Here is a 13,692-nt window from a genome sequence, read left to right on the forward strand (position 1 = left end):
ATGTCACCTGTCGAGGAGAGGATCGCCGCGATCTGGCGGGAGATCCTGGGCCCGGACCTGGCGCCCGATACGGCGCTCGGCGTCGAGGACGACTTCTTCGTCCTGGGCGGCACGTCCCTCCAGGCGATGGCCCTGGTGCAGCGACTGCGCGAGGAGTTCGGGATCCCGTTGGGGCTGGGCGCGGTGGTGGCGGACGCCACCCTGGGCGGGGTCGGCGCCGCGGTCACCAGCGGCGGGGGAGCCGCCCGGTCATGAAGTGGGAGTCTGTGGCCGCCCTGGGCACACTGCCGCCCCGCACGCGGGTGGTGATGGGCGCCAACCTGATCAGCTCGGTGGGCACCGGACTCGTACAGCCCTTCCTCGTCCTGTACTTGACCCGGGTGCGCGGGCTGTCCGTGGGCACCGCCACCGCCGTCATCTCGGTGATCGCGCTCGCGTCGCTGGTCGGCGGCCCGCTCGCGGGCCGCCTCGCCGACGGCTTCGGGATCCGCCGCACGGCGGCCCTGGCCATGGCCACCGCCGCCGTCGGCACCAGCGGCTTCGCACTGGTGACGGAGGTGTGGGGCGCCGTCCTCGCCGGCTCGCTCTACGGGTTGGCCTACGGTGCGATGCTCTCCGTGTGGAACGTCGTCATCGCCGGCAGCACCGAGGGCCGGACCCGCTCCGCCGCCTTCGGCCTGCAGTTCGTCGCGCTCAACGCCGGCGTCGGACTCGGCGGCGTGCTGGGCGGCCTCTTCGCCTCGACCGCCGACGCCGGCCGTTTCCAGTGGCTGTACGTGTTCGACGGGCTGTCGTTCCTGCTGGCCGGGGCGTTGCTGGTGGCCGCGGTCGGCAGGGGGCGGGGAGCGGCGTCGACCGGCCCGGTCCCCGACCGTGCGGCCGACGCCGGCGCGCGAGGCTACGGTGCGGTGCTGCGCGACCGCCAACTGCTCAAGGTCCTGGCACTGACCCTCGCGCTCATGGTGGTCGGCTACGGCCAACTGGAGTCGAGCATCCCCGGACTGGTCGCGGTCCAGGGCCTGGACGCCCGCGTCATGGCCTGGGCGTTCGTGGCCAACACCTGCTGCATCGTGCTCATCCAGGCCCTGGCCGTCACCCGGATCTCCCGGACCCGGCCCGCCGCACTGCTCGCCGCCACGGCCACCAGCTGGGCCGGCTGCTGGCTGCTGCTCCTCCTGGCGATGACCAGCGGACGGCCGCACCTCGAAGCCGCCCTGGTCATCGGCGCGCTGGCGGTCTTCGCCGTCGGCGAGGCGCTGCTGGCCGTCGCACTGCCCACGCTCGTCAACGGCCTGGCGCCCGAAGCGCTGCGCGGCCGGTACAACGGCGCCTACTCGGCGGCGATGTCCGCGGGCCTGGTGCTCGGCCCGCTGCTGGGCGGACGGCTGCTGGGCGGCGCACACGCCTGGCTGCTGCCCGTCGTCCTGGGACTGGGCTGCCTGGCGTGCGTCGGGTACGCGCTGCTGCTGGGCCGCCAGGCGCCGAAGGCGCCCGTGGCGCCACGGGCCGCCCCGCACGCGCACGCCGCGGGGACGCACGGGGCACCGGACCGACTGGAGCACGTGGAAGGTGGCGGGGCGCGATGACGGACCGACCGGGCAGCGGCGACGGCGGGGGCACGATCCACGGGGTGTTCCGGCAACGCGCCGCCGAACGACCCGACGCCCCCGCGCTGATCCACCGGGACACCACCGTGAGCTACCGGACGCTGGAGCGGGCCTCGGACGCCTTCGCGGCCGAACTGGCCCGCGCCGGCGTGGGCCCCGGCGACGTGGTGCCGGTGCTGATGCCGCGGTCACCGCGGTTCGTCGCGGCCGTGCTCGCGGTGCTCAAACGGGGCGCCGCCTACGCGGCCCTGGACCCGCGCTGGCCCCGCTCCCGGGTGGCCCAACTGGTGGCGCGGACCGACGCCCCGCTGCTCGCCGTGGCCCCGCCGCACGCGCAGGGCTGGTCACGCCCGGTGTGGGTCCCCGAGGACGATCTGGAGCGGGTGGCCGCCGGGCCCGCCGTGGACCTCGACGCCCCGCCGGTCCGCGAGACGGACACCGCCTGCCTCTTCTTCACCTCGGGCAGCACCGGCCGCCCCAAGGGGGTGTTGTCCCCGCACGCCGGCACGGTCCGGCTGTTCGCCCCGGCCCGCTTCATGACCGTCGGCCCCGGCACGGTCATGCCGCAGGCCGCCCCACTGCCCTGGGACGCCGCCTCGTTGGAACTCTGGTCGATGCTGCTGGGCGGCGGCACCAGCGTGCTGGTCGACGAGCCCTACCTGACCGCGGACGCGCTGCGCACCCTCGTCCGGGACGCCGGGCTCAACACCCTCTGGCTCACCGCCTCGATCTTCCACATGCTCGTCGAGGAGGACCTGGCCTGCTTCGACGGCGTGCGGCAGCTGCTGGTGGGGGGCGAACGGCTCTCGCCCGCGCACGTCCACCGCTTCGTCGCCGCGCACCCCGACACCGCGCTGGTGAACGGGTACGGGCCCGTCGAGTCCACCGTCTTCACCACCACCCACCGGATCACGCCCGCCGACTGCACCGCGGGCGGCGACCTCCCGGTGGGCCGCCCGGTGGCCCGTACCGAGGTGTTCGTCCTCGACGAGCGGTCGCGGCCCTGCCCGCCGGGCACCACCGGCGAGATCTGCGTGGCCGGCGCCGGCCTGGCCAACGGCTACCTGGCCGATCCCGCACAGACCGCGAAGAGCTTCACCGAGATCGAGACCGCCCCCGGCGGCCCGCGCCGGATCTACCGCACCGGGGACCTCGGCCACTTCTCGGCCGACGGCGTGCTGCACTACGCCGGCCGGGCCGACCGGCAGGTCAAGGTGCGCGGGCACCGCATCGAACCCGGCGAGGTGGAGGCCCGGATCGCCGCGCTCCCGGGCGTCCGCCGCTGCGTCGTCGTCCCCCTCGTGGAACGGGGCGCCTGCGTCGGGCTGGCCGCCGCGTACACCGCGGCGGAGGGGGCACCGGTGCCGGCGGACACGGTTCGCGACGCCCTGGCCGCCCAGCTGCCGGAGTACCTCGTGCCCCGGGCCCTCGCCGCCGTGGACACGTTCCCGCTGACCCGCAACGGCAAGCTGGACACCGCCGCCCTGCTGGAGCTGGTGACCCGGCCCACCGGCCCCCGCACCCCGGCCGCACCCCACCCCCGCCCCGACGACGCCTCGGTCACCGGCCAGGTGGCGCACGCCTTCGCCGAGACCCTGGGGACCGGGGAAGCCGTGCCGCACGACGCCTCCTTCTTCGCACTGGGCGGGGACTCGCTGGACGGCGCCCGCCTGTGCGTGCGGATCGGCGCGCGCACCGGCGTCCCGGTACCGGCCTCCGTACTGATCGCGGGCCCGACCGTACGGGAGTTGGCGCACTGGATCGAGGCCCGGGCGGGCGACGCGGAGGACCCCGACCGGCCGGCCCCCGGCGAGCCACTGCCGCTGCTGCCCGCGCAGAACGGGTTCCTCTACGCGCAGCAGCTGGACCCCACCGACACCTCGTCGCACTGCGAGCTGATCTGGCGGGCGAGCGGGGACTTCGTCCCCGGGGCGTTCCGGGCCGCCGTGGCGGACGTCCACCGGCGCCACCAGGCACTGCACGCCCGGTACGTCTTCGACCGGCGGCCCGTCGCACTGCTCGACGGGCCGCCCGCGCCGGTGCCGACGATCCAACTGGCCCCGGCGGCGGACCAGGAAGCGGGGCTGCTGGCCGTCCGCAGGGAACTCGGGCGCCCCCTGGACATCGCCGCCGGCGAGAACTGGCGCTGCGCCGTCGCCCCCCTGGCGTCCGGCCGCGAATGGCTGCTGGGCCTCGTCCTCCACCACATCGCCTTCGACGGCGGCTCCGTCCGCCCGTTGGCCGACGACCTCTCGACGGCCTACGCCGCCCGGCTGACGCACCGCGCACCGGACATCGCGCCCCCACCCGCACTGGCGGCCGTCCTCGCCGGGGCCCGGGCCCAAGTCAACGGGGCCGCGCTGACCGCGCAGCGTGCCTTCTGGCGCGCGGAGTTGACCGGCGTACCGCCGCTCACCGTCCCGGGCCCGGCCGCCGGCGACGCGCCGTCCGCGCCCGCCTTCCGGATTCCCGCCGCCGACTGGGCCGCGCTGGAGGCCCGCGCCCACGGCTGGGGCAGCACCCGCTTCGCCCTCGCGCTGGCCGCCTACGCCGAGGCGCTCGCCGCCGTCTCCGGCGACCACGACCTGGCGATCGGCGCCCCGCTCGCCAAGCGCTACCACCCCGACACCGCCGACGCCGTCGGCTGCCTCATCGACGTCGTCTGCTTCCGGATGCGCCCGACCGGCGACGGCACGGCGGACCGGGTGCCCGCCCTCCTGGCCGGCGTGCACGCGGCGCTGGCCGCGCAGGACGTGCCGTTCGAGGAGGTCGTCCGGCTGGCCGCCGACCCGGCCCGGGACCGCTCCCGACACCCGCTGTTCCAGACCCTGTTCGCGGTGCAGAGCGCCCCGCCCCAGCACCTCGCGCTCGACGGCTGCCGGACGGCCGTCGTCGGGCCCCGGTCCGGCCGCGCCCTGCACGAGCTGGAGGTGGAGGTGTGGCCGCAGGACGACGGCGGCGCGGAGGTGGTGCTCGGGCACCAACCGGCCACCTCCGCCCGGTTCGTCGCCGAGGTGGCCGCGGTCTACCGGCGGCTGCTCCGGGAACTGGCCGGCGGGGCGGACCCCACATGAGCGAGCGCCCCGCCCCCGCGCACCGCGCAGCCGCCGACCAGGACCCCGAGCGGCACGGCGAGCGCCTGCGCGAGTTGGACCGCGACCTCATCGGGCTGATCCAACTGCGCCTCCGCGAGGACCGGTTGCTCCAGGGCGCCCGCCGCGCGGCCGGCCTCCCGCGCACCGACCTGGCACGGGAGAACGCCGTGCTGAGCGGCTACCGGGAGGCCCTGGGGCCGGCCGGCGCCCAACTGGCCCTGCTGCTGATCGGCATGACCCGCCGCCCGGACCAGAGCGCGGGCGGCCGGGAGGAACGAACGCCGCACGACCCCTGACGCCCCATGGAGGAGCACGCATGGCAGACTCCCGCACCGGATTCGCGGACTACCAGTTCGAGATCTACCTGAGAGGGCTCCAGGACCAGGTCCCGCCGTTCACCACGGACCTGTCGGCCCTGGAGGAGGTGGCCCGCGACCGGATGGGCCCCCAGCCCTACGGGTACGTCGCGGGCGCGGCCGGCACCGGGGCCACCGCCCGCGCCAACCGCGCCGCGTTCGACGGCCACCGCCTCGTCCCGCGCATGCTCCGCGACGCCACCGACCGCGACCTGCGCACCACCGTGCTCGGCAGCGAACTGGCGGCCCCGGTACTGCTGGCCCCCATCGGGGTGCAGACCGTCGTGCACCCGGACGGCGAGCTGGCCACCGCCCGGGCGGCACAGGCCACGGGCATCCCGATGGTGCTGAGCACCGCCTCCTCGCACACCATCGAGGAGGCCGCCCGGGCCAACGGCGACGGCCAGCGCTGGTTCCAGCTGTACTGGCCGCACGACGACGAGGTGACCGCCAGCATCCTGGCGCGGGCCCGCGCCGCCGGCTACACCACCCTCGTCGTCACGCTGGACACCTGGCAACTGGCCTGGCGCCCGCGCGACCTGGACCAGGCGTACCTGCCGTTCATCCGCGGCAACGGCGTCGCCATCCCGTTGTCCGACCCGGTCTTCCGCGCCCGGCTCGACCGCCCCGCCGAGGAGGACCCGCAGGCGGCGGCCCTGCAATGGCTGCCGATCTTCAGCGGCAAGGCGCACACCTGGGACGAACTGGGCTTCCTACGCGAGCACTGGGACGGCCCGATCGTGCTCAAGGGCATCGTGCACCCGCAGGACGCCCGCCGGGCCGTGGCCGCGGGCATGGACGGCGTGCTCGTCTCCAACCACGGCGGGCGCCAGGTCGACGGTGCGGTCGCCGCCCTCGACGCGCTCGTCGACGTGGTGGCCGCGGTCGGCGACGAGACGGAGGTGCTCTTCGACTCCGGCGTCCGCAGCGGCGCGGACGTCGTCAAGGCACTGGCGCTCGGCGCCCGGGCCGTCCTGCTCGGCCGCCCCTACGTCTACGGGCTGGCCCTCGGCGGAGCCGACGGCGTCCAGCACGTCGTGCGCAGCCTGCTCGCCGACCTCGACCTGACGATGGGCCTCGTCGGCTGCACCCGGGTGGCGGAGATCGGCCCGGACCTGCTGCACCGGCCCGCCCCGACAGCCGGGGGGAGCCGACGGTGAAGCGCCGCATACCCCGCCGCCGGCTGGCGGCAGCCGCCACCGCCACCCTCGCGCTGGCCCTGACCCCGCTGCTCCTCGCCGGCCCCGCCGCCCCGGCCGAGACCGCCCGCTCCGCCGGCCACGCCACGACCGGCGCGCCCGCCGCCGCGACCGGGACCGGCCAGTGGCCCCCGTCCACCGGCCGGGGCCCCTGCCCGGTCCGCAAGACCACCGACGTCGGCGCCACCATGCGGGACGGCACCGTCCTGCGCGCAGACGTCTACCGGCCGGTCACCCGCGACAAGGTCCCGGTCATCCTGATGCGGACCCAGTACGACAAGGCCGCAGCCGAGGTGCAACCGTCGAACTACCAGTCGCCGGAGTGGTTCGCCTCGCACTGCTACCTCGTCGTGATCCAGGACGTCCGCGGCCAGTACGCCTCGGGCGGCGACTTCTACGAGTTCGCCAACGAGGGCCACGACGGCTACGACAGCGTGGAGTGGGCCGCCCGGCTGCCCGGCTCCAACGGCCGGGTGGGCATGTACGGTTCCTCCTACGTCGGGGCCACCCAGTGGCTCGCCGCCCAGGAGCGCCCGCCGCACCTGAAGACCATCGTGCCGGCCCTGACCTCCGACGACTACTACGAGGGCTGGAACTACGAGGGCGGCGCCTTCCGGCTGAACTTCGTCATCCCGTGGGCGATGCGCAAGATCGTCCCGTCGGCCGCCGCCAACCGGGGGGACCGGGCCACCTACGACCAGGTCAACCGCGACTACCAGGACGTCAGCAAGTGGCTGGCCACCGCCCCGTACGACGCCTTCCAGCCCTTCCACCCCGGTGACCCGAAGGTCGCCCCGTACTTCTTCGACTGGATCAAGCACCCCACCTACGACGACTACTGGCGCCGGTGGGCCCCCAAGGAGCACTACGGCAAGGTCGACATCCCCGTCCTGAACTACGCGGGCTGGTACGACGCCTTCCTGGACGGCTCGGTGAAGAACTACCAGGGGATGGTGGCGCGGGCCGGCTCGCCCCGCGCCCGGGACAACCAGCGGCTGGTCATCGGCCCCTGGGACCACACCGGCTGGGGCCGCCCGACCAGCGCCCCCGCACCCCTGCTCAAGGCGATCGGGCCGGCCGGGAACAGCCCGATCGACGAGATGATGCTCGCCTGGTGGGACCACCACCTCAAGGGCAAGGACAACGGCGTCGGACAGCGCGGCGTCGACTACTTCGTGATGGGCGCCAACCGATGGCGCACCGCCCCCACCTGGCCGCTGCCGCAGACCCGCTGGCAGGACTACTACCTGGGCAGCACCGGCCACGCGGCGGGCAACACCCAGGACGGCACCCTCGCCACCGCACCACCGGGATCCGACGCGCCGGCCGACCACTACACCTACGACCCGCGCAACCCGGTGCCGAGCGTCGGCGGCCACTCCTGCTGCACCGCTGCGATCAGCACCCAGGGCCCGTACGACCAACAGCAGATCGAGCAGCGCCCGGACGTCGCCGTCTACACGGGCCCGCCGTTGACGCGGGACACCGAGGTCACCGGGCCGATCACCGTCACGCTGTACGCCGCGACGTCGGCCCCGGACACCGACTGGACCGCCAAACTCGTCGACGTGCACCCCGACGGCACCGCCGTCAACCTCAACAGCGGCATCGTGCGCGCCAGTTACCGCGCCTCGACGAGCGACCCGCAACCCGTGGTGCCCGGCAAGGTGTACGCGTACACGATCAAGGTGTGGCCGACCAGCAACCTGTTCCGGAAGGGCCACCGCATCCGGCTCGACATCTCCTCCAGCGACTACCCGCAGTTCGACCCGAACCCCAACACCGGCAGTTGGCTGGGCCGGTCCACGGCCCGCCGGACCGCGCACCAAACGGTGCTGCACGACGCGGCGCACCCGTCCAAGGTCACGCTGCCGCTGATCCCGGACGGCGGCGCGGCCGTGGGCAGCACCACGCCGCCGCAAAAGTAGAGTCGGCGCCGACCGCGCCGCCGCAGACGGAACCCACGACGACCGCACCGACGGAAAGGCAGGGCATGTACCACGTACGCCGGGCCCGCACGGCCGACCACTCCACGCTCGTGGAGTGCGTCCAGAAGTGGTGGGGCGACTCCCGCACCCCCGAACAGGCGCGGGAGCTGTCACTGCTGCTCCCGCGCCTGTTCCTCCAGCACTTCGCCGGGACCAGTCTGATCCTGGAGGACGAGACCGGGATCCGGGCGTTCCTGGTCGGCTTCCACTCCGCCGACGACGGGCACCGGGCGTACGTCCACTTCGTCGGCGTGGACCCGCAGTTGCGCCAGCAGGGCATCGCCCGCCGGCTCTACACCCGCTTCTTCGAGCGGGCCGCGGCGGCCGGCCGCACCGAGGTGTCCGCCATCACCTCACCGCACAACACCGGCTCCATCGCCTTCCACAAGGCCATGGGGTTCGAGCTGGACCCCGGTGACCACGAGGTCGACGGCGTGCCCGTGCACCGCGACTACGACGGGCCCGAGCAGCACCGGGTGGTCTTCCGCAAGAAGCTCGGCGCACCGGCCGCGGCCACCCTGGAGCCGTTCACGACCCGCGCGGCGAAGCCGGAGGACTTCGACGCCCTCGTCGGCGTGGTCGACGACTGGTGGGGCCGCCCCGCCTCCCGCGACCTGACGCGGGTCTTCGTCACCCACTTCTTCGAGACCAGCCTGATCGCCGAGCGGGACGGCGAACTCGCCGGATTCGTCATCGGATTCCTCTCCCCGTCCAAGCCCGAGGAGGCGTACATCCACTTCACCGGCGTCGCCCCCGCATGGCGCCGCACCGGCCTCGGCCGTCACCTCTACGAACGCTTCTTCGAGCGGGCGCGCGCCGACGGCCGCACCCTCGTCAAGGCGATCACCTCGCCCCAGAACGCCCGCTCCATCGCCTTCCACAACGCCATGGGCTTCACCAACTCCGCCCCGATCGCGGACTACGACGGTCCCGAGCTGGACCGGGTCACCTTCACCCGGCCGCTCTGACCGAGCGACCCCGGCCCGCCGGGCCCCGCGGAGCAGCACCCCGACGTGCCGCTCCGCGGGGCCCGGCGGCGCGTTCCGGCGGCAGTTCCCTCCTGTCGGCGTGCGGTCACACATACGACGCATAGCCGGAACGAGTGGAATAACCGACACTTTCCACTCTCTCCTGAATGTCCCGATCTCTCCCAGGGGATCCCCTCCCGGAAGAGCGTTGGGAGACCCGCATGCGTGACACCGCCGACACCGGCCGCTCAGCGGCGACCGGCGGCTGCCGCATGCTCCTCCTCCTGGCGCTGCTGGCCCTGCTGTTCACCGCCCTGACCGCCGGCTACGCCGACGCCACGACGTCCGCAGCCGGCGCCTGCCCCACGCGGATCAGCGCCCTGGCCCCCGAGGACGCCGCGGAACGGACCGGCGACACCACGGGGCACGTCCTGGCGCCGTCGAGGGGCGGCGCGCACCACCCGCCGGGCAACGGCTTCCGGCGGATGTGCCACGCCACCGCCTGCCACCTGCGCCCGCACGTCCCGACCGGCGCGCACGGCAAGGCCCTGCGGGAATCGCCGGCGACGGCGGGTCTGGACGCGCCGGGCCACGCCGGCCCTCGGGCCGCCCTCCCGACCGCTGCCACCGGCCTGCCCCCGCGGATGACCGTGCTGCGCTGCTGAGCGGACCCGGTCGCGCACCCCACCCCGTCCGCCCGCACCGTGGCGGACGGGGCACGCGCGGCCCGTCGCACCAGCATCCACGCCATCCGCACCGCAGGAGTACCGGCATGCCCGTCGACGTCTTCGCCGCCCTCAGCGCGCTCGTGCGCGCCGAGGCCCGCCGCAACGCACCCCGACCCCAGCCCCACCCGCCGACCCCGTCCGCACCGACCGACCAACCGAAGCCCCCGGGCCCGGCGGCCCCCGTCCCCCCGCAACACGCCACCGGGCCGGCCGGGCCGCACCACGAGCCCGCCCCCACCCCGCTCGCCGCGGCCTCGCCCTCCTCGTCCGAAGCCGAGCCGTCCGCCGCTGGGTCGCCGCGCCCCGGACTGCTGCGCAAACTGTTGGCCCTCGTCGCCGCGTTCGTGCGCCGTCGCCGGGGCGGTTCCACCGAGCGCCGCCCGGCGCCCGAATCCTGACCGGCCGGCGCGCACGCCGCGGCGGCGCGCACCGCGCGAGCTGAGGGCCGGCGCGGCGGAACGGACGACCGGTGTCCCGGTCGCCGAACCGCCGCGCCGGCCCGCCCGCGTCGCCGCGCGTCGGTGCGCACAGTGCCGTCAAGGGGGCGCTGAGCGGGATAAATGACCAGCAACCAGGGGGAGTTGTCGGGTCACACGCCGTCCTGCCCCGGCCGGGCGTCCCCGGGGGGCGTGACGCGACGGTCGTGACCGGCGGTCGCCCGGCCGTTCGATAGCCTTCCGGGCATGACCAACAAGGGGGAGAGGTTCGACCTCGACGGCAGCGGTGCGGTACCGCTGGAAGAGGCGGACCCGCAACGGATCGGTTCCATCGGGCTGGTCGGCAAGCTCGGCTCCGGCGGCATGGGCCGCGTGTACCTGGGGGTGCGGGACGGGCGCTACGCCGCCGTCAAACAGGTCCTGCCGCTGCTCGCCGAGGACGAGGCGTTCCTGCGCCACTTCGGGCACGAGCTGGACAACCTCTCGCGACTGCCGGCGGAGGCGACCGCGCCGCTGCTCGCGAGCGACCGTGACGCCCGGCCGCCGTGGTTCGCCACCGCGTACGTCCCGGGCCTCACCCTGAACGAGGCGGTCGAGTTGCACGGCGGCCATCTGCCCGCCGACGCCCTGTGGCTGCTGCTGCGCGAGGCGGCCGCCGGCCTGAAGAGCGTCCAGGACCACGAGATGGTGCACCGGGACCTCAAGCCGTCGAACGTCATGCTGACCCTTGACGGGGTCACGCTCATCGACTTCGGGGTCGCCCGGGCCGTCGACCAGAGCCGGTTGACGCAGACCGGCATGATCGTGGGCACGCCCGCCTACATGTCGCCCGAACAGGCCTCGGGCAAACGGAAGTTGAGCGGTGCGACGGACGTCTTCGCGCTCGGGTCGCTGCTCGCGTTCGCGGCGAGCGGCAACCCGCCCTTCGGGGACGGGGCCGGCCTGGGCACGCTGTACCGCATCGTGCACGACGCGCCGGACCTCGACCCGGTGCACAACCTCGACCCGGAACTCGCCCGCGTCGTCGCCTCCTGCCTGGACAAGGACCCCGAGGGGCGCCCCACGGCGGCCGAACTCCACGAACTGGCCGTGGGGCAGCGGGCGTCCGTGGCCGCCGGCTGGCCGTCGGCGGTCGCGGCCCGACTCGCCGAACGCGCCGCCTTCGCGGCCGCGACGCCCCGGAACGAGGACGCGGCAGCCGCGGCGGAGGACGTCCGGACCACCACCCTCGCGGCGGCCGACGGGCCCGCGGAGACCGTGCCCGCCGCACCGCCGGCGCGGCCGGCGGCGGCGAGCGCACCCACTCCGCCGACGGCGCCCACCGCGCCCCGGCCCGCCCGCGAGCGTCGACGCAAACGCCTCCTGCTCGCGGTCCTTCCGGTGCTCGTCGTGGGCGGCGGGACCACCCTCGCCCTGCAACTCCTGCCGTACGGATCGGCGCTGCACGACAACGGTCGGGCGGCGCCGTCCCCGTCGGTCTCCGCCCAGCTCCACCCGACGGCCCCCTCCTCAGGCGCCGGTCACCTCAAAGACCCCTCGGGGCCGGCCACGCCGGGGCGGCAGCCGCAGCCCGCCGGGACGGGCGGCGCCACCGGAGCCGCCGGCCCCGGCGACGGCCAGGGCGCCTCCTCGGGCTCCCGGAAGGACCCGGGCGGCGGTGACGCGGCGGGCGGTACCGGGGGGTCGGCCGGTCCGGGCGGCGCGGCGACCGGACAGCCGCCGCAGCCCCCCGCACCGGGCGGCTACCACCAGCTCAAGAACGCCGGCAACGGCCGATGTCTGGTCGAGACGGTCTACGGCAACACCCCGGCCGTCGGCGACTGCACGGGCGACCCGTCCGCCTCGTGGACCCACCACCAGGCATCGGGCGGCACGTTCACCGTGGTCAACCGGCGCACCGGCGACTGCCTGACGGCGGGAATGCCCGGCAACAACGCCCTGTCGGTGACGTGCGGCGGCGCCGGCCAGGTGTGGCGCACCGGTTCCGGCGGCGCGCTGTACAGCGTGTCCAACGGCCAGTGCCTCGACATCGCCTTCGGCGGCGGCGTGGCGACGGCGGCCTGCGAGACGGGCAAGGCGTCGCAGCGTTGGGGCACTTCGTAGGCCGCCCGTCGCCGGCGGCCGGTGTGCGCCCGGGCCGCCGCCCTCACCCGGGAACATCTGGGCACGGACGTCGACGCCCGGGGCGTCTGCCTCCGGCTGCTGCCGACCTTCGCCGGAACGCTCCCCGAACTCCTCGCGGAAGGCACGGGCGTTGACCCGGCAACGGCTCTGACGCCGTGCGTCGCTGCTCCCGTGCACGAGGAATGTGCTGGACAGGGGCCCGGGACTGACGAAGAGTGCCCCGCATGGCATCTCTCGTGCGACACCTCACCATCGACTGCTCCGACGCCTACCGCCTGGGACGGTTCTGGGCCACGGTCCTCGACGGCTCGCTGGCCGACGACGACTTCCCGGGGGACCCCGAGGCGTTGGTCACCGCTCCGGGCTCGGCGCTGCTGTTCGTCACGGTGCCGGAGGCCAAGGCCGGCAAGAACCGGCTCCACGTGGACCTGCAGCCCGAAGACCGCTCGCGGGACGAGGAGGTGGCGAGGATCCTCGCCCTGGGCGCCTCGCTGGTGGGCGACCACCGCCGGCCCGACGGGTCCGGCTGGGTGACCCTGGCCGACCCCGAGGGCAACGAGTTCTGCGTCGAACGCAGCGCCGCCGAACGGGCCTGACGCGGCGCCGCCCGTCGTGCGACCGACGACTGCGCCCGGGCCGCGGGCCGCGCCGTTCGGATTCCGTTAGGGAACGCGCGCCGGCCTGCACACCGGGTGGCGCCGACCGCCACCGTGGAGCGGACCCCGTCGGACGAACGCACGAGGAGGAGGTCCGTGGTGGAGAGCCGTGGCGGGACCGGGCCGGAGGTGGCGTGGTGAGCGCGGAGCGGATCGTGGGGGTGTTGGTGGCGGTGGCCCTGGTGGGGCTGTTGGTGATCGGCGTCAAGTTCCCGGACCGGTTCTGATCCTGTTCCTCAACGTCGAGCTTGATCACGTTCGGTCGGTGTCTCGGGGCGTGTGACGGTTCTGTCCACGTCGTAGCGGGTGGCGGGGTGCCGATTCTTCGATCCGGGAGGCCGTCCTGGTCCGGGCCGGGACGGTTTCGGTGCTCTGGCCGGGTTACCCAGGTGGGGCCGGATGTTCCTGAACGCGCGCCGCCACCGCCACCTGAACAGCCACCAGGAACCGACGCCGAGGTCCTCCCCGTCCCCCGTCCCGACGACCGGGTGGCTGTCCGGCGCCCTGGCCGCCAGGGCGCACGCGGAACTCGTG

General features: G+C 74.9%; 12 protein-coding genes and 1 pseudogene. 12 read left to right on the plus strand and 1 reads right to left on the minus strand.

What is annotated here, in order from left to right; translation table 11 throughout:
- The 12 genes from ABD385_RS19810 (at position 1) to ABD385_RS19865 (ending at position 13,385) form a co-directional block, all read left to right on the plus strand.
- On the plus strand, positions 1–255 hold the full coding sequence (locus ABD385_RS19810; RefSeq protein WP_344577767.1) for a phosphopantetheine-binding protein: 255 nt from the start codon (positions 1–3) through the stop codon (positions 253–255).
- A complete protein-coding gene (locus ABD385_RS19815) occupies positions 252–1,586 on the plus strand; it encodes an MFS transporter (RefSeq protein ID WP_344577769.1) in 1,335 nt (444 codons plus the stop codon). Before ABD385_RS19810 ends, ABD385_RS19815 begins: the two co-directional genes overlap by 4 nt.
- Entirely contained in the window at positions 1,583–4,681 is a 3,099-nt protein-coding gene (locus tag ABD385_RS19820) for an amino acid adenylation domain-containing protein (RefSeq protein WP_344577773.1), read from the plus strand. Before ABD385_RS19815 ends, ABD385_RS19820 begins: the two co-directional genes overlap by 4 nt.
- On the plus strand, positions 4,678–4,998 hold the full coding sequence (locus ABD385_RS19825) for a chorismate mutase family protein (protein ID WP_344577776.1): 321 nt from the start codon (positions 4,678–4,680) through the stop codon (positions 4,996–4,998). Before ABD385_RS19820 ends, ABD385_RS19825 begins: the two co-directional genes overlap by 4 nt.
- 20 nt (positions 4,999–5,018) lie before the next feature.
- On the plus strand, positions 5,019–6,218 hold the full coding sequence (locus tag ABD385_RS19830; protein ID WP_344577778.1) for a lactate 2-monooxygenase: 1,200 nt from the start codon (positions 5,019–5,021) through the stop codon (positions 6,216–6,218).
- Positions 6,215–8,185 carry a CocE/NonD family hydrolase gene (locus ABD385_RS19835; protein ID WP_344577788.1) on the plus strand — a complete coding sequence of 657 codons (1,971 nt, stop codon included), beginning with the start codon at positions 6,215–6,217 and terminating at the stop codon, positions 8,183–8,185. The genes ABD385_RS19830 and ABD385_RS19835 overlap by 4 nt, the downstream gene beginning before the upstream one ends.
- A 65-nt stretch (positions 8,186–8,250) precedes the next feature.
- Positions 8,251–9,213 (plus strand): GNAT family N-acetyltransferase, encoded by a 963-nt coding sequence (locus ABD385_RS19840; protein ID WP_344577792.1) that lies wholly within the window; start codon positions 8,251–8,253, stop codon positions 9,211–9,213.
- Between the two features lie 221 nt (positions 9,214–9,434).
- Positions 9,435–9,878 carry a hypothetical protein gene (locus tag ABD385_RS19845; RefSeq protein WP_344577793.1) on the plus strand — a complete coding sequence of 148 codons (444 nt, stop codon included), beginning with the start codon at positions 9,435–9,437 and terminating at the stop codon, positions 9,876–9,878.
- Positions 9,879–9,985: 107 nt separating this feature from the next.
- The gene (locus ABD385_RS19850; protein WP_344577796.1) at positions 9,986–10,339 is read left to right on the plus strand and encodes a hypothetical protein; all 354 of its coding nucleotides are present in this window, start codon (positions 9,986–9,988) and stop codon (positions 10,337–10,339) included.
- Between the two features lie 285 nt (positions 10,340–10,624).
- Positions 10,625–12,481, plus strand: a complete 1,857-nt coding sequence (locus ABD385_RS19855) for a serine/threonine-protein kinase (protein ID WP_344577799.1) — start codon at positions 10,625–10,627, stop codon at positions 12,479–12,481.
- Positions 12,482–12,726: 245 nt separating this feature from the next.
- On the plus strand, positions 12,727–13,098 hold the full coding sequence (locus ABD385_RS19860; protein ID WP_344577801.1) for a VOC family protein: 372 nt from the start codon (positions 12,727–12,729) through the stop codon (positions 13,096–13,098).
- 197 nt (positions 13,099–13,295) lie between these two features.
- A complete protein-coding gene (locus ABD385_RS19865) occupies positions 13,296–13,385 on the plus strand; it encodes a K(+)-transporting ATPase subunit F (protein ID WP_344577803.1) in 90 nt (29 codons plus the stop codon).
- A 9-nt stretch (positions 13,386–13,394) separates the two neighbouring features.
- On the opposite strand, the pseudogene ABD385_RS19870 reads toward ABD385_RS19865, so the two are convergent.
- Positions 13,395–13,583: pseudogene (locus ABD385_RS19870) on the minus strand (NF041680 family putative transposase); the annotation flags it as partial.
- Positions 13,584–13,692 lie beyond the last annotated feature (109 nt).

Source organism: Streptomyces lunalinharesii, assembly GCF_039532155.1.
GTDB classification, from domain to species: domain Bacteria; phylum Actinomycetota; class Actinomycetes; order Streptomycetales; family Streptomycetaceae; genus Streptomyces; species Streptomyces lunalinharesii.